Raw genomic sequence first — 16,282 nt, 5'->3', positions numbered from 1 at the left:
GTCCCAGTCAGTACATGGCTAAAAGCACTCTTATCTGGAATGATTCCTCGGCGCCAGATGCGGAGGTTCTTCCGGCACCTCCTTTTCCACCCACACAAAAGTGAATCCCTTGGCAAGCAGCGTTCCTTCAGGGGATTTGCGCGTCGCCCGCAGCTTCAGGAACTCTCTAGGATGAAGCTCTTCGGGATCTTCCTTGACTACGTGAAGAAATCCTCTGTCGAGGAGGCTCTTCTCGAAGGCGGCAGCCTCTTCAACCACGATGAACTTTGACCTCACACGCTGCATGTATACCTCCCGCCGTGCGGCGACTGATCGTTGTTGACGTTATCTTAACTATACCAGTCGGTGCCGGAGGGGCAATGGGCCCTGCGGGGGAAGTGAAGGTCTAGCAGGCGAAGGAGCCGAAGAAGCTCGTGGTGTTCAAGGGGGGGGCATTTCGATGCCTATGCGGGGGCTGTTTCGAGGAGTGTTCGCAGGCGGCCGTTCTGTGGTTTGTGCAGCATCTCAAGCCCACGGGGGCTTGAAAAGGTTGAAGAGAAGTCGGAACCGGGGCAGAGTCGTAAATCTGCCCCGGTTTCTTAATTTAATCAGATTCCCAGCATTTCGGCCAGCCGCAGCATATCTTCCTGCGGCATTTTCGCGGAGCGTACAACCTCTTCCAGAGGGGTTGCGACGATGCTGTGACAGGAAAGCCCAACCATTTTCCCCGATTCCCCCTCGACGAGCAGTTCCACCGCCCGTTTTCCGAGGCGGCTCCCCAGGAGCCGGTCGAAGACCGAGGGAGCCCCTCCCCGCTGGTAGTGGCCGAGTACGGTGACCCGTGTCTCGAACCCGATGGCGTCCTTGATGGCGTCGGCGATGGTCTTGGCCTCTCCTGCCCCTTCCGCAACGATGATGATGGCGTTGTCCCGTCCCTCCTGAAAACGGTGGCGAAGGTGCGCGCAGATGTCGGAGAGGTCGAACTGCACCTCCGGGACTATGGCGTACTCGGCTCCGCAGGCGATGGCGCTGACGCTCGCGAGATAGCCCGAATTCCGGCCCATGACCTCGATGACGAATGCGCGGGCGTGTGAGCTGGCGGTGTCCTTGATGCAGTCCACGGCGTAGATGATGTTATTGAGGGCGGTATCGACACCGAGCGACATGTCGGTGAAGGGGATGTCATTGTCGATGCTGGCGGGGATTCCTATCACCGGAAAGCCCATACCATGTAGGGTCAGGGCGCCTTTGAGCGAGCCGTCTCCTCCGATCACCACGAGCCCTTCGACACCTGCTTCGTGAAGGTTGGCAAGGGCTTTCTGCCGCCCCGTCTCCAGCTTGAACTCTTCGCAGCGGGCCGACTGGAGGAAGGTGCCCCCCCGTTGGAGGATCCCGGAGACGGAACGGTTGTCCATCAGGAAGTGGTCATTCTTGATCAGGCCGAGAAAACCCTTGCGGTAGGCGAGCATCTCGACCCCTTTTCCGAGGGCGGTGCGCATGGCGCTGCGGATGGTGGCGTTCATGCCGGAACAGTCACCCCCGCTGGTCAGTATGCCGATTCGTTTCATGTATCTCCTCCGGGGAAAGGATATTCAAATCAGGTGCTGTGAGAGCCACGACGGGAAGCTTGTCTCGACTCTCTTCCTTCTCTTCGACATTCCGCCACGCCCCTTTATTTCTTCTCCTCTTTGCCCTTCAGGTATTCCATCCTTTCCTTGATGGTTTTCTCATACCCATGTCCCGCGGGGCGGTAGAATTTCTTTCCGGCGAGCTGGTCGGGTAGGTAGTCCTGTGCCACGTAACCGGTGTCATAGGCATGGGCATAGAGGTATCCCTTGCCGTATCCGAGATCCTTCATCAGTCTGGTAGGGGCGTTCCTGACGTGGAGCGGAACCGGCTGGGCACCCGACTGCCGGACTTCGGCGATCGCCTCGTCTATCCCGACGTATGAAGCGTTCGATTTCGGAGCCGTAGCCAGATATGTCGCCGCCTGCCCGAGTATGATCCGTCCCTCCGGCATCCCCACCATCTGAAATCCCTGGAGCGCAGCCACCGCCATCTGGAGAGCGCGCGGATCGGCGTTGCCGATGTCCTCCGAGGCCAGGATAATCATCCGCCGCAGTATGAAGAGAGGGTCTTCCCCCGATTCGAGCATTCTCGCAAGCCAGTAAAGGGCGGCGTCCGGATCGCTGCCGCGCATCGACTTGATGAAGGCCGAGATGACGTTGTAATGCTCTTCCCCGCCTTTGTCGTATAGGAGCGGCTTCTTCTGCACGGCTTCCCTTGCCGACTCCAGGGTTATCACCCCCTCCGTTGCCAGCCGCGCCGCCGTTTCCAGGGTGTTAAGGGCCACCCTCGCGTCCCCACCGGCCTGACCTGCGATAAAGGTAAGAGCCTCCGGGGCGATGGCGAGACGCTGACTCCCGAGCCCCCGCTCCTCGTCGCGCAGGGCTGATGAAAGTATTGATGCCGTTTCCTCCTCAGTCAAGGGGTTTAGGACGAGCACCTTGCAGCGTGATAGAAGGGGCGCGATCACCTCGAAGGAGGGATTTTCGGTGGTGGCGCCTATGATGGTGAAGGTTCCCCTTTCCACGTGGGGGAGGAAGGCGTCCTGCTGCGATTTGTTGAAGCGGTGAATCTCATCGATGAAGAGGATGGTGGGGCGGCCGCGGAACTTCCGTTCATCCTCCGCCTCCTTGATCACCTCGCGTATCTCCTTCATCCCCGAAAGGATGGCGGAGAAAAAGATGAAATGGGCCCGGGTGGCGTTGGCGATGATGCGGGCGAGGGTGGTTTTGCCGGAGCCGGGTGGCCCCCAGAAGATGAGGGATGTGAGCTGGTCCGACTCCACGAGCCGCCGCAGGAGCTTTCCCTGCCCGAGGAGGTGTTCCTGCCCGACATACTCCTCCAGAGTGCGGGGACGCATCCGTTCCGCAAGGGGCGCTTCCCGCAGCCGTTCTGCTGCCGCCCGGTTATCGAAGAGGTCCATGCGCTTCCCTACTCAGGCCTGCACGCCTTGTCATGGAGGCAGTGGCGGGCGTTGGCGGCGACGGCGAGGGTCTGCACCTTCCAGATATCCATGGCGTACTCGGCGATGGTCCGGTCGCTGGAAAATTTGCCGATGCCGGCGGTATTGAGGATGGCTCTGCGGGTCCATTCCTCCCGGTTGCGGTACAGTTCGCTCACCCGTTCCTGGCATGCTGAGTAGGAGGCGTAATCCGCGAGAAGCAGGTAGCGGTCCCCCTGGTTGAGGAGGGAGTCGACAACAGGGCGGAAAAGGTCGGGAGCTTCGGGAGAGAAGTCCCCGTCGGCGATCATGTCGAGGACCTGCTTCAGTTCAGGATTGCTGTGATAGTAGTCCCACGGATTGTAACCCCGAGCCTTCAGTTCGGCCACTTCCTGTGCCTTGAGCCCAAAGATGAAAATGTTCTCTTCTCCAACCTCTTCCATTATCTCGATGTTTGCCCCGTCAAGGGTGCCGATGGTAATGGCTCCGTTCAGGGCGAACTTCATGTTTCCCGTACCCGATGCTTCGGTGCCGGCAGTGGATACCTGTTCGGAGAGGTCCGCGGCGGGGAAGATCCGCTCGGCGAGCGAGACGCTGTAGTTTGCCAGGAAAACGACCCGCAGGCGCCCAGCCACGTCCGGGTCATTGTTGACCACATGAGCGACTCCGTTTATGAGCCGGATGATCAGCTTCGCCATGACATAGGAGTGGGCGGCCTTGCCGCTGAAAATGACGGTCCGCGGGACCACCTCCCTCTTCGGGTCGGCTTTGATGCGGTTGTAGAGGGTGATGACGTGCAGCACGTTGAGGAGCTGGCGCTTGTATTCGTGGAAGCGCTTGACCTGGCAGTCGAACATCGAGTCGACATCGACCTCCATGCAGTTGTGCCGCAGGATGTAGTCCGCGAGCCGCTGCTTGTTCTCACGTTTGACCCGTTGCCATTCCTGGCGGAAGGAGGCATCGTCCGCCAGGGGGCGGAGTTTTTTCAGCTCGAAGAGGTCCTTTGCCCAGCCGTTTCCCAGGCGCGAATCGACAAGGCGCGAAAGGGGGGGATTAGCAGCCCTGAGCCAGCGGCGCTGGGTGATACCGTTGGTCTTGTTGTTGAACCGCTCCGGGAACATCTCGTAGAAGTCGCGGAAGACCTCCTGCTTGAGGATATTCGTGTGCAGGGCGGCGACGCCGTTCACCGAGTGGCTTCCCACCACCGCAAGGTGCGCCATTCTGATCTTACGTTCCCAGTGCTCATCTATGAGCGACATCCGCTGGAGCCGGGCTACGTCCCCCGGGAAGCGGCGCTGTACCTCCTCCATGAACCGGTTGTTGATCTCGTAGATTATTAGAAGGTGGCGCGGCAGGATGTGCTCGAAGAACCAGACCGGCCACTGTTCCAGCGCTTCGGGGAGAATCGTATGGTTGGTGTAGGCGAAGGTGGCGACGGTGATGCGCCACGCATCGTCCCATTCGAGCCCTTCCTGGTCCATGAGCACCCGCATCAGTTCCGGAATCGCCAGAGCCGGGTGGGTGTCGTTCAGCTGGATGGCGACCTTTTCCGGGAGCATCCGCAGGTCGTCATGCTTCTTCCTGAAGCGGTATAGCACGTCGTGGACCGTTGCGCAGGCGAGGAAATATTCCTGCTTGAGGCGCAGCTCCTTCCCTTCGGGGATGTCGTCGGCAGGATAAAGGACCTTGGAGATGTTCTCCGAAAGCATCTTCTTTTCGACCGATCTTATGTAGTTTCCCTCGTTGAAGAAGTTCAGGTCGAACTCGCGGGTCGATTTGGCGCTCCAGAGGCGCATCGTGTTGACGGTGGTGGTGTCGTACCCCGGAATAGGCGTGTCGTAGGCCATGGCCATGACATCCTCTGTATCGATCCAGTCGTAGACGATCTTCCCGTTGTCGTCCACCCTGGTTGTGACCCTTCCGTAGAACTTGACCGGGTGAAGGTGCTCCTGGCGATCGAGCTCCCAGGGGTTGCGGTAGCGGAGCCAGTTGTCGGGAATCTCCACCTGCGCGCCATCTATTATTTTCTGCCTGAAAATGCCGTATTCGTAGCGGATGCCGTAACCGTACGCGGGGATGGACATGGTGGCCATGGAATCGAGGAAGCATGCGGCCAGCCGTCCCAGGCCGCCGTTGCCGAGCCCGGCATCCTGCTCGACCTCTATGATCTCGTCGAAGTCGAAGCCGAGCGAAGTCATTGCTTCCCGGAAGTCATCGAGCCGTCCGAGGTTGATGAGGCTGTTCGCAAGGGCCCGGCCCATGAGAAATTCCATCGAGATGTAGTAGACCCGCTTCTGGTCGCTGTTGTAGTAAGCCTGCTGGGTGTCGAGCCATCGCTCGACGAGAAGGTCGCGGACAGCGTACGCCAGTGCATTGTAAGTGTCGAAGCGGCTGGCGGTGTATTTGTCCTTCCCGAGCGTGTACTCCAGGTGCTCGAGAAAGGACTTTATGATCTGCATCGTGGTGTCGAGTTCTGGGACCAGCTCAGGTGGGGTGTCGAGGCTCTCCATTCCTTTCCTTTCGACCTGCGGACGTCGGTTTTATCAATCTTTGCAGCAGGGAGTGTTCCGGAATTTCCATTGGACAGAGCTATGCCTTGTATGCTACTAAATTTTACCTTATATCACCATTCATAGGCCCGCAAAATGAAAAAAATCGCAATCTTTGCGAAAGTCCACGACCCCCGTTGCCTCGGAGTTGCCGAAGAGCTGGTGACCTGGCTGGAAGCCCGAGGGCTGGAGCCGGTGGTCGAGGCGCACCTTGCTCGGCACCTGAAATTCGAGCCGGGAACGGAGCCGGAAAGGATACCGGACAGTGCGGATCTTGTCGTAGTTCTCGGCGGCGACGGCACTCTCATTTCCGTCGCCCGGCTGATCGGTGAGCGCCAGGTCCCGATCCTCGGAGTCAATCTCGGGAGCCTCGGATTCCTTACCGAGATTACCCTCGATGAGATGTACCCGGCCCTGGAGCGTTGTATTGCCGGCAATTTTCAGGTTTCGGAACGGATGATGCTGAAAACGGAGGTTACCCGGGAAGGGGAGGTTATCTCTTCGCACCAGGTGCTGAACGATGTCGTTATCAACAAGGGTGCCCTTGCCCGGATCATCGACCTGGAAACATCCGTCGACGACTACCACCTCACGACGTTCAAGGCGGACGGCCTTATCATATCCAGCCCCACCGGGTCCACAGGCTATTCCCTGGCAGCGGCCGGCCCCATCGTCCATCCGGCCCTGGATTGCCTGGTCATTACCCCCATCTGTCCTCACACACTCACCAACCGACCGGTGGTGGTGGATGCCGGTGCGCGCATCAGCATCATCCTCAGGTCGATGAACGAGGATGTCTTCCTCACCCTTGACGGTCAGGTGGGGATGGAGCTCAAGGCGGGAGACAGGATCATGATCAGGCGGGCCGAACACCGCACGCGGCTCGTCATTTCGCAAAGCAAGGACTATTTCGAGGTCCTGCGGACCAAACTGAAGTGGGGCGAGCGGTAACACATACCTGCCCGCCAGATAGTACCGTACCCAGAGGCCGACCATTTGCTCACCGATCTCACGATCAAAAACTTCGCCATCATCGATACCCTGCATGTGCCTTTCCAGCCTGGCCTGAGCATCCTGACAGGTGAGACCGGAGCCGGGAAGTCGATCATCATCGATGCCGTCAATCTCGTACTCGGAGGAAGGGCTTCTGCCGACCTGATCCGTACGGGGGAGGAGGACGCGGTGGTCGAGGCGCTCTTCGACCTCTCATCTTTTCCCGGAATCCTTTCGACCCTTGCCGAAACGGGGATCGAATGCGACGGAGAGTTGCTGGTGAAGCGGGTCGTCTCCCGTTCCGGCAGAAACCGGGTTTTCATCAACGGCGGACTTTCCACCATTGCTGCCCTCGCGGATATTGCGCGGCTCCTCATCAACATTTACGGGCAACACGAATCCCAGACACTGCTGCGTCCGGAAAACCATCTGGCGCTGCTGGACGGATATGGTCGGCTTGAACCTCTCGCCGGCGAGTTTTCCCTGCTGTACCAGGAGTACCGCAGGGTGCTCGGCGCACTGAAGGAGTTGGAAGAGGGAGAGCGCGATGTGGAGCGTCGCCAGGACATGCTTTCCTTCCAGTCTGATGAGATTGCCGGGGCGTCTCTGGTGGCCGGGGAGGAGGAGGAGTTGCTGCGCGAACGGCAGCTTCTTGCTCATGGGGAGAAACTTCTCCTCCACAGCCAGCGGGCATTCGAACTTCTATACGGCGGGGACGCGAGTCTGCTGGGGCAATTGCAACGAGTCACGGGTGATGTAACGGAAATCAGTGCCATAGACGAATCACTGACTGGAGTTCTTGCATCGTTGAGCGAATCGGCCTATCAGCTGGAGGACGCCGCCCTGGCCCTGAGAGATTATGCGGCAGCGGTGCAGGCCGACCCGGAACGCCTCGGTCAGGTGGAGGACCGCCTCGACCTGATAGGGCGGCTCAAGAAAAAATACGCCCCGACCATTGAAGAAATTCTCGATTACAAAGAGCGGATCGACCATGAGCTGCAGCAGCTCCGGAACAGGGAGCAGTCGCGGGAGGAGATGGACCGTTCTCTGGCGGAGCTGCAAAACCGCCTGAGGGAGAAAGGGGGCGAGCTTTCCGCTGGCCGCCGCCAAGCCGCTGCAAAGCTTCAGGAGGCAATGGAACGTCAACTGAACGAACTGGCGATGAAGAATGCGGTCTTCACCGTATCATTCTCCACACTCGCCGAGCCCAGGTCTGCAGGCTATGAAAAGGCCGAATTTCTTTTCTCTCCAAACCCGGGGGAGGAGCCTCGCCAGCTTGTGAAGATAGCGTCGGGGGGGGAGCTCTCCCGACTAATGCTGGCGCTCAAGCAGATTCATCCGGAAAGCGACGTCCCCACCCTTGTCTTTGACGAGGTGGATACGGGAATCGGCGGCGCGACTTCGGCTGTTGTGGGGGAGAAGCTGAAGCGGGTGGCTGCGGTCCAGCAGGTTCTCTGTATCACGCATCTTCCCCAGGTAGCGGCATATGCGGACCATCACTACCGTGTGGAGAAGCGTGTCGATTCCGGCCGCACCACAACCTCCGTAACGCCCCTGCAGGGGGAGGAGCGGGTCGGAGAGATGGCACGCATGCTCGGCGGGGTGAAGATAACCGAGACTACACTGGACCATGCCCGGGAGATGATAGAGAGCGCACGGGGATAGGGGCTGCGGCTTTCACGCCATCTCGCCGCCCTCCTCGTTACTCCCTTGTGCGGCGTAGCGCTGCTACGCCTCCGCGGTCGCTCCTGCGGGTGCGACGATCTGGCGCAAAATCCGCAGCCCTTGATTGTGCTCTTCAAGAGGCGTAGCTGTCATTGATTCCCTGCTTTTCTCTGCCTCCGTGTCTCTGTGGCAGGCCGAAGGTTCTCGTTGAAAGGAAAAAAGATGCTCCGTAAAGGCCGTATTCAGGACGTGAAGGAAATCCAGAAGCTTCTCACCCACTTCGCGAGTCGCGGCGACATGCTGTCCCGATCGCTGGCAGAACTGTACGAAGCGCTCCGGGATTTTTATGTTGTCGAGGAAGATGGTAAACTGATGGGGACGGCTGCGCTCCACATCGTCTGGGAGGACCTGGCGGAGGTACGCTCAGTGGCGGTGGCGGAGGACGCAGGGCGGCGCGGCATCGGTACCCGGGTGGTGCAAGCCTGCATCGACGAGGCCCGGGAGCTCGGCCTCAGGCGGGTCTTCTGTCTTACCTACAAGCCGGATTTTTTCGCCAAGTTCGGGTTCAGGATCGTCGACAAGTCGGAACTACCCCACAAGGTGTGGGGAGACTGCATGAAGTGCGTGAAGTTTCCCGATTGCGACGAGATAGCGATGATCATGGACCTGCAGTAAATGATCATGGACCTGCAGTAATCTCCGGGGAGGAACCAATGGACTACCTTGCAGCCATAGCCGTCATAGAGAAGCTTCTCAAGGAACGTTCCGTCGAAGGGTACGAGATCATGCTCGGCACCTCCCGCAATCTGTCGGTGGAGGTAAAGGAGCAGAAGGTGGATACCTTCAAGTGTTCCACCCCCGTCGGGGTGAGCATCCGCGTCCTCAGGAATGGCGGAATGGGTTTCTCCTACTCTACAAGCCTGGAAGAGCGCGCGCTTTCACGAATGATAGACAATGCGGTCATAGGCGCAGCGAGCCAGACCCCGGACGAATTCTACGGGTTTCCGGAGCCCCAGACCTACCGCGAGATGCCCGATATTTTCGACGGGGAGATGGCGGGGGTGGATGAGGCTGAAAAGGTTGCGCGGGCCATGGAGTTGGAGCGCCTTGCCCTTGCTTTCGATCCGCGGGTGAAGCGTGTGAGGAAAGCGACTTATGGCGAATCGAACTATGAAGTCATGATTGTCAACTCCCGGGGGGTACGAGGCAGCTATCGCGGCACGTCTGTTTCCAGCAGCGTCTCGGTAGTCGCCGAGGAGGGTGACGATTCACAGATGGGGTGGGATTTCGGTTTCAGCCCCAGGTTCAGCGGAGTTGACGTCGCTGCGGTGGCTGCCAGTGCCGCCTCTAAGGCTGTGGGGGGGCTCGGCGCACGCCGCATATCAACAATGCGATGCCCCGTCGTGCTCGACAACCACGTGGCAACCGAGTTTCTGGAAGTCCTTGCCCCTTCCTTCCTTGCTGAACATGTTCTGAAGCAGAAATCCCTTCTCGCGGGCAGGACCGGAGAACTGCTCTTTGCTCCCTGTCTGAGTATCCGGGACGACGGGACGCTCTCCGGGGGGATGGCCACTACTCCTTTCGACGGTGAGGGTGTGGCGCATCGCAACACGACTCTCGTTGCCGAAGGTGTGGTGCAGGGTTTCCTCTACGATACCCTGTACGCCCGTAAGCTCGGTACCGACTCCACCGGCAATTCTACGCGGGGTGGTGTGAAGGGCGCACCCCATATGGGGGTAACGAACTTCTTCATCGAAAACGGCCGGACGCCCCCTGCTGATCTGTGCGCGGGTATAGAGCGTGGAATGCTCATTACCGACGTGATAGGCATGCATACCGCCAACCCGATATCGGGTGACTTTTCTGTGGGTGCGGCAGGGTTCCTCATCGAAGGTGGCACGATCACCGCTCCCGTGAGAGGAGTTGCCATCGCAGGCAATGTTATTGAGCTTTTTCGCAACGTCGAGCAGGTCGGAAACGACCTGCGGTTCTACGGTTCGGTGGGAGCCCCGGCTCTTCGCATAGCTGCTCTGGACGTAAGCGGGGAATAAGGGGGATTTGCGGTAATGACTGTTTCTGAAGGAGGTAGGGACTGGCTGCAGTACCTTGTGATTATACTGTTTTCAGTGCTCCTCGTACTTTTCTCCATGACACGGTACGCCGACTACGATCTCTGGTGGCACCTGAAGCTGGGAGAGAGCGTTTTTGAAACCGGCAAGCCCTTTTTCACGGATACCTTCTCATACACATTTGCCGGAAAATCTCAGTATTGCGGCGAATGGATCGCGGATCTCCTGATATTCCTCTCCTACCATACGGGTGGGATCGCCGGTGTTAATCTGCTCAAAGCTCTGGTGCTTTCAGGCACCTTCTTTTTTCTTTACCGGACCATGCGGGATGCGGAGCCGGATTCACGGGCAGGTTTTGCCGCAGCCATCATAACTCTCGTCACTGTTCTTTTCGCGATCCGGTTCCGTCTTTTCGTCAGGCCATATCTCTTTTCCCTTCTGTTCACCGCACTCTTTCTCTTCATTCTCGGTCGCAGCCGCCATGCAGGGAACCAGAAACTGCTCTTCCTGCTACCCATTTTCCAGGTATTCTGGGCGAACATGAGCGTGGGCGCCGTTTTCGGTCCCGTCATCTTCTTTCTCTTTGCCGTCGACAGGGCAGTCCGCGACAGATCCGGCATAAGGACCAACGTTCTGGTGCTCGTGGGGCTGCTTGCGGCCACCATGGTAAATCCGGAAACATGGCGAATCTGGACTCTCACGCTGGACCTTTCCAGTGATCCGTACAAGGCGTTGGTGGGGGAGTACCAGCCGATGTCTCCCGAGATACTCTGGGGTTTCGGGCTGAAATATACCCTCGCTTTCCAGATACTAGCATTCGTATCCGCATTATATTTCGTCGCAATGAGGGGGTGGAGAAACATCTACCTTTTGCTTCTCTATCTGTTGTTCCTCGTCGAGTCGGTGCTGCAGATAAGAATGGTAGAGTTTTTTGCCCTTGTGGCAGCGCCGGCGTTTGCAACGGTTGTGCGAACGGCACTCGTCGCGGTGGTAACCCGGATCCCCGGCGCGGAAAAATGGGCGAATGTCTTTGTGGCGGGGGCTATCGTCCTGGTTGTCCCGCTCTCGGTTCTTGGGAATACGACGTATGTGCTGGGTGCAGATGTGAAGGAGGATGCCTTTCCTGAAGAAGCACTCCAATTCCTTGACCGGGAGCAGGTCACCGGGACCATGTTCAACAGCTATTCCCTGGGAGGGTACATCATCTGGCGTGCTCCGGAGCGCAAGGTCTTTTTCGACGGCCGATACCGCAGGCTCTATAACCCCGCCTTCTACGGCAGCTATACTGACATCGTTGAAAGTGCCGCAGCATGGAAGGCAGCCGAAGAGCGATACGGATTCGATTATGCCGTCGTCGAATATGACATGTTGAGCAAGCGTTTCCCTCTTCATCTGAACGACAACCCGCAATGGGCCCTCGTCTATTGGGACAACCATTCTGCCGTTTATCTGAAGAGAACACCGGCACGCGAGAGGCTCATAGCTGCCGGAGAATACCGGGTAGCGAAGCCCAACTTTTACGATTTCAAGTACCTGGATCGGTTTCGTGGTCCTGCGGCAACGGATGCCCTTGCACAGATCAATCGCGAGATTGCCCTCAATCCCGCGAACCAGGAGCCTGTGCTGGCGAGAGTATTCCTCCTGTACAGCATGGGCCCCCTTTACCACGAAATGGCCCTGAGGGATCTGGAGGCCATCCGCCTGCTCAAGCCCGATCTGGCGATGGAGCACTCCGCCCGTGCGTTTCTTCTTATGGCAAGGGGACGGGAGGGTGAAGCCCGGGAGGCGGTGAAGCATGCACTTTCCCTCGATCCTCTCGACCCGGGCGCTCTGGAGCTGGGGAACAAGCTCGGTATGAAGCTGAAGCTTCCTCGTGGTATCCATCACTGATTAGCTACCTCCGTTGTCAAAGTTTTCTCCTCTGCGAAAAAAAGGAAGCGTTCCCTCCTGAAGAGATTTCCCGTGCGGCGCACCGGGAGCCTCTTTCTGCGGAGCAGCCGTAAAGTCGCTTGCCACAAGGATCAAGCCGGACCTTTTATGTTGAGCTCTCACGCCGATTGTGGTAGCCTTTTTCGTTGCAACTCAACTCTCTCTCATGGAGTTTTTTAATGTTTGGAAACCTGATCAAGAAGCTTGTCGGCAGCAAGAATGAGCGCGAGCTGAAGCGGATGTGGCCGATCGTTGAAAAGATCGGCGCGCTGGAACCGGAACTCGCCAAGCTGTCAGATGAGCAGCTACGTAATAAGACCTTTGAATTCAAGGAGCGGATAGCTAGAGGGGAAAGCGTTGACTCGCTTCTTCCGGAGGCTTTTGCAGTCTGCCGCGAAGCAGGAAAGCGTGTCCACAACATGCGCCACTTCGACGTGCAGCTGATCGGCGGGATGGTCCTTCACCAGGGAAAGATCGCGGAGATGAAGACAGGGGAGGGGAAAACACTTGTCGCTACTCTGCCTGCATACCTGAACGCGCTCACGGGTAGGGGAGTTCACGTCGTGACGGTGAACGATTACCTTGCCAGGCGCGACTCCGAGTGGATGGGGCGGATCTATAATTTTCTCGGCCTTTCTGTGGGCGTCATCGTGCACGGGATCGACGACAACGAACGCCGTGAGGCATACAACGCCGACATCACCTACGGCACCAACAACGAGTTCGGCTTCGACTACCTGCGCGACAACATGAAGTTCGCTCTGGAAGACTACGTCCAGCGCCCCTTCTACTACGCCATTGTCGACGAGGTCGACTCGATCCTCATCGACGAGGCGCGGACTCCGCTCATCATCTCCGGACCCACCGAGGACTCCACCGATAAGTACTACATCATCGACCGGATAATCCCCCAGCTGAAAAAGGGTGAGGTGAAGGAAGAGGAGGCGAATACTCTCTCCGGAAAGCGCAAGGCCTACACCGGCGACTACACGATCGACGAGAAGGCGAAATCGGCGACCCTCACCGAGGAGGGGGTCCTAAAGGTTGAGAAGCTCCTTCGCATCGACAACCTCTACGATCCGCGCAACATGGAGATACTTCACCACGTGAACCAGGCGCTGCGCGCCCACGCCCTTTTCAAACGGGACGTCGATTACGTGGTGAAGGAAGGTGAGGTCCTTATCGTGGACGAATTCACCGGCCGTCTCATGCCGGGGCGCCGCTGGTCAGACGGCCTTCATCAGGCCATCGAGGCTAAGGAAGGTGTGGTCATCGAGAATGAGAACCAGACCCTTGCAACCATCACCTTCCAGAATTACTTCCGCATGTATGAAAAGCTCTCCGGGATGACCGGTACCGCCGATACCGAAGCCGAAGAATTTCACAAGATCTACAAGCTCGACGTAACGGTCATACCCACCAATCGGCCGCTACTGCGCCCCGACTTCCCGGATGTGGTCTACAAGACCGAGAGGGAGAAGTTCAAGGCGGTGATCGAGGAGATCAAGGAGTGCCACGCCAAGGGGCAGCCGGTGCTTGTGGGCACGATATCCATCGAGAAATCGGAAGTCCTCTCCGACTTCCTCAGGAAGGACGGCGTTCCCCACAACGTCCTCAACGCGAAGCAGCACGAGCGGGAGGCGGAGATTGTGGCGCAGGCGGGGCGTAAGGGGATGGTGACCATCGCTACCAACATGGCGGGCCGTGGTACCGATATTGTTCTCGGAGGTAACCCGGACGGGCTCGCCAAGCAGTGGCGATCGGGCAACCCGGAGGCGACCGAAGAGGATTACCAGGCGGTGCTGCAGAAGTTCAAGGAGCAATGCGCCAAGGAGCACGATGAGGTTGTAAGCCTGGGAGGCCTTCATATCCTTGGTACTGAGCGGCACGAGTCGCGGCGCATCGACAACCAGTTGAGGGGCCGTTCCGGTCGTCAGGGGGATCCAGGCTCTTCCCGCTTCTATCTGTCGCTTCAGGATGATCTGCTGCGCATTTTCGGGTCGGAGCGGGTTGCCAAGATCATGGACCTCCTCAAGATCGAGGAGGGGGAGGCGATAACCCACGGGATGATCACGAGGGCCATCGAAAACGCCCAGAAAAAGGTGGAAGCGCACAACTTCGACATCCGCAAGCATCTGATCGATTACGACGACGTCATGAACAAGCAGCGCGAGGTGATCTATACCCAGCGCCGCGAGATCCTCGGAGGCGAGGAGATCCGGGAGAGTTTCCTCGAGATGATGGAGGAAACTGTTGAGGATCTGGCGGGGGAATATGCCATAGAAAAGGTTTCCGCCACCGAGTGGGACTGGAACGGCATCTACGAGGGTGCTTACCGCCTGTTCGGTATCCAGCTCGATATTCCCGAAGAGACGATGACGCGCCTTAATTCCGAGAACTTCCGGGTACTTCTCAGGGAGAAGGTCCGCGAACTGTTCGACGCGAAGCTGACCGACTTCGGCGACGAGGTGATGGATCACCTCATCAAGGTGATCATGCTTCAGACCATCGACGCCCAGTGGAAGGACCATCTCCTCTCCATCGATCACCTCAAGGAAGGGATCGGATTGCGCGGGTATGGACAGAAGGACCCGAAACAGGAGTACAAGAAGGAAGCGTTCAACCTCTTCATGAACATGATTACCCGAATTCGGGGGGAGGTTGTCGAGAAGATATTCTGGGTTCAGCTCGCCCGGCAGGAAGATGTGGAGCAGATCGAGCAGGAGCAGCAGAAGAAGCAGCGGCTTGTCTTCAGTGCGGGCGGCGAGGAAGTGGCCCAGCAGCCGGTGAAGGCCAAGAAGACGGCGGGGCGAAACGATCCATGTCCTTGCGGGAGTGGGAAAAAATACAAGAAGTGCTGCGGCAAGTAGGTTGCGCACGAATGGTTGCATAGTGGGAGATGAGGGGGCGATATGGAGGTGAAGGGCTTTAAATTCTCAGCTGTCGAAGCGGCTGTCAAGAAGCCGGGGCGGTTGGACCTCGGGCTGATTTTTTCCGAGACGCCGGCTGCAGTATCGGCTGTTTTCACCACCAACAGGGTTAAAGCCGCCCCCGTCCTCCTTTGCATGGAGCGGGTGGGGGCGCCATGCCAGGCGCTTGTGGTGAACAGCGGAAACGCCAATGCCTGCACAGGAAGCCGGGGGATGGAGGACGCACGGAAAACGGCTCAACTGGTGGCGGAAGGCCTCGGCATTCCCGATGAGGCAGCCCTTGTTTCCTCGACAGGTGTGATCGGCCAGCCCCTTCCGATGGATCGCATAACGGCTGCAATCCCGCAGCTTATCGAAGGGCTTTCCACCGGCACCCTTGACGATATCTCTCGTGCCATCATGACCACCGATACGTTTCCGAAGCTTGAAACCCGAAGCGGCGAGGCTGGGGGAGTTCCCTACACTGTTGCGGGAATAGCCAAGGGCGCCGGAATGATCATGCCCAACATGGCTACGATGCTTGCGTTCATCGTCACCGATGCCGCCGTTGACCCTGGCTGCCTGCAACGGATCTTCCGTGAGGCGTGCGACAGTTCCTTCAACGTAATCAGTGTTGACGGTGATACCTCCACTAACGATACCGCACTCATCATGGCCAACGGGGCGGCGGAAAATCCGCTGATCGGTGAGGGAATGCCCGAGGCTTCCCGCTTCGCCGGGCTCGTCCATGATCTCCTCCTTTCTCTGGCAAAGCAGATCGTGAAGGATGGAGAAGGGGCGACCAAGTTCGTCACCATACGCGTCAATAATGCCAGCTCCGTGGCGGAGGCGAAGCAGGCAGCCATGGCCATTGCAAATTCTCTCCTTGTGAAGACTGCCTTCTTCGGGCAGGATGCCAACTGGGGGCGGATCATCGCAGCTGTCGGCTATTCCGGCGCCCTTGTCGACCCGGATAGTGTCGATATATTTTTCGATGATGTCCAGATGGCCAGCGATGGGGTCTTTGCCGGCGGGGACGCGGAGCAGAGGGGGACAGAGGTGCTCAACAGGAAGGAGTTTACCGTGACGGTCGATCTGAAGGTCGGCAAAGGAACGGCAACGGTGTACACTTCCGATCTTTCCTATGACTATGTAAAAATCAATGCAGACTACCGCACCTGA

At 58.3% G+C, this 16,282-nt stretch carries 11 protein-coding genes; 7 read left to right on the top strand and 4 right to left on the bottom strand.

What is annotated here, in order from left to right; translation table 11 throughout:
* Positions 1–30: 30 nt before the first annotated feature.
* The 4 genes from CFB04_RS08075 to CFB04_RS08060 form a co-directional block, all read right to left on the bottom strand.
* Entirely contained in the window at positions 31–285 is a 255-nt protein-coding gene (locus tag CFB04_RS08075; protein WP_088534801.1) for a hypothetical protein, read from the bottom strand.
* A 302-nt stretch (positions 286–587) separates the two neighbouring features.
* Positions 588–1,547: a 6-phosphofructokinase gene (pfkA, locus tag CFB04_RS08070; protein WP_088534800.1), complete on the bottom strand. Its 960-nt coding sequence runs from the start codon at positions 1,545–1,547 to the stop codon at positions 588–590.
* Positions 1,548–1,651: 104 nt separating this feature from the next.
* Positions 1,652–2,968 (bottom strand): replication-associated recombination protein A, encoded by a 1,317-nt coding sequence (locus tag CFB04_RS08065; RefSeq protein WP_088534799.1) that lies wholly within the window; start codon positions 2,966–2,968, stop codon positions 1,652–1,654.
* Positions 2,969–2,976: 8 nt separating this feature from the next.
* A complete protein-coding gene (locus CFB04_RS08060; RefSeq protein WP_088534798.1) occupies positions 2,977–5,496 on the bottom strand; it encodes a glycogen/starch/alpha-glucan phosphorylase in 2,520 nt (839 codons plus the stop codon).
* Positions 5,497–5,631: 135 nt separating this feature from the next.
* Between CFB04_RS08060 and CFB04_RS08055 the strand changes: the two genes are divergently transcribed.
* From CFB04_RS08055 to argJ, 7 genes are all read left to right on the top strand, one after another.
* Positions 5,632–6,486 (top strand): NAD(+)/NADH kinase, encoded by an 855-nt coding sequence (locus CFB04_RS08055; RefSeq protein ID WP_088534797.1) that lies wholly within the window; start codon positions 5,632–5,634, stop codon positions 6,484–6,486.
* Between the two features lie 45 nt (positions 6,487–6,531).
* Positions 6,532–8,193, top strand: coding sequence for a DNA repair protein RecN (gene recN / locus CFB04_RS08050; protein WP_088534796.1), 1,662 nt, complete (start codon positions 6,532–6,534; stop codon positions 8,191–8,193).
* 222 nt (positions 8,194–8,415) lie between these two features.
* Entirely contained in the window at positions 8,416–8,868 is a 453-nt protein-coding gene (locus CFB04_RS08045; protein WP_088534795.1) for an N-acetyltransferase, read from the top strand.
* A gap of 38 nt (positions 8,869–8,906) precedes the next feature.
* Positions 8,907–10,244 (top strand): TldD/PmbA family protein, encoded by a 1,338-nt coding sequence (locus CFB04_RS08040; RefSeq protein WP_088534794.1) that lies wholly within the window; start codon positions 8,907–8,909, stop codon positions 10,242–10,244.
* Between the two features lie 15 nt (positions 10,245–10,259).
* A complete protein-coding gene (locus tag CFB04_RS08035) occupies positions 10,260–12,152 on the top strand; it encodes a tetratricopeptide repeat protein (RefSeq protein ID WP_088534793.1) in 1,893 nt (630 codons plus the stop codon).
* Positions 12,153–12,370: 218 nt separating this feature from the next.
* Positions 12,371–15,061 carry a preprotein translocase subunit SecA gene (secA, locus tag CFB04_RS08030; RefSeq protein WP_088534792.1) on the top strand — a complete coding sequence of 897 codons (2,691 nt, stop codon included), beginning with the start codon at positions 12,371–12,373 and terminating at the stop codon, positions 15,059–15,061.
* A 42-nt stretch (positions 15,062–15,103) separates the two neighbouring features.
* Complete coding sequence (gene argJ, locus CFB04_RS08025; RefSeq protein ID WP_088534791.1) at positions 15,104–16,282, top strand: bifunctional glutamate N-acetyltransferase/amino-acid acetyltransferase ArgJ; 1,179 nt, start codon at positions 15,104–15,106, stop codon at positions 16,280–16,282.

Source organism: Geobacter sp. DSM 9736 (assembly GCF_900187405.1).
In the GTDB taxonomy this organism is placed as follows: Bacteria; Desulfobacterota; Desulfuromonadia; order Geobacterales; family Geobacteraceae; genus DSM-9736.
Note: the sequence above shows the minus strand (reverse complement) of the source record. Positions and strands in the feature narration are given on the sequence as shown.

Bases quoted from the DNA above. Each gene is read 5' to 3' on its own strand.
- CFB04_RS08075 (WP_088534801.1), bottom strand. From the start codon at position 285: ATGCAGCGTGTGAGGTCAAAGTTCATCGTGGTTGAAGAGGCTGCCGCC.
- pfkA (WP_088534800.1), bottom strand. From the start codon at position 1,547: ATGAAACGAATCGGCATACTGACCAGCGGGGGTGACTGTTCCGGCATG.
- CFB04_RS08065 (WP_088534799.1), bottom strand. From the start codon at position 2,968: ATGGACCTCTTCGATAACCGGGCGGCAGCAGAACGGCTGCGGGAAGCG.
- CFB04_RS08060 (WP_088534798.1), bottom strand. From the start codon at position 5,496: ATGGAGAGCCTCGACACCCCACCTGAGCTGGTCCCAGAACTCGACACC.
- CFB04_RS08055 (WP_088534797.1), top strand. From the start codon at position 5,632: ATGAAAAAAATCGCAATCTTTGCGAAAGTCCACGACCCCCGTTGCCTC.
- CFB04_RS08045 (WP_088534795.1), top strand. From the start codon at position 8,416: ATGCTCCGTAAAGGCCGTATTCAGGACGTGAAGGAAATCCAGAAGCTT.
- CFB04_RS08040 (WP_088534794.1), top strand. From the start codon at position 8,907: ATGGACTACCTTGCAGCCATAGCCGTCATAGAGAAGCTTCTCAAGGAA.
- CFB04_RS08035 (WP_088534793.1), top strand. From the start codon at position 10,260: ATGACTGTTTCTGAAGGAGGTAGGGACTGGCTGCAGTACCTTGTGATT.
- secA (WP_088534792.1), top strand. From the start codon at position 12,371: ATGTTTGGAAACCTGATCAAGAAGCTTGTCGGCAGCAAGAATGAGCGC.
- argJ (WP_088534791.1), top strand. From the start codon at position 15,104: ATGGAGGTGAAGGGCTTTAAATTCTCAGCTGTCGAAGCGGCTGTCAAG.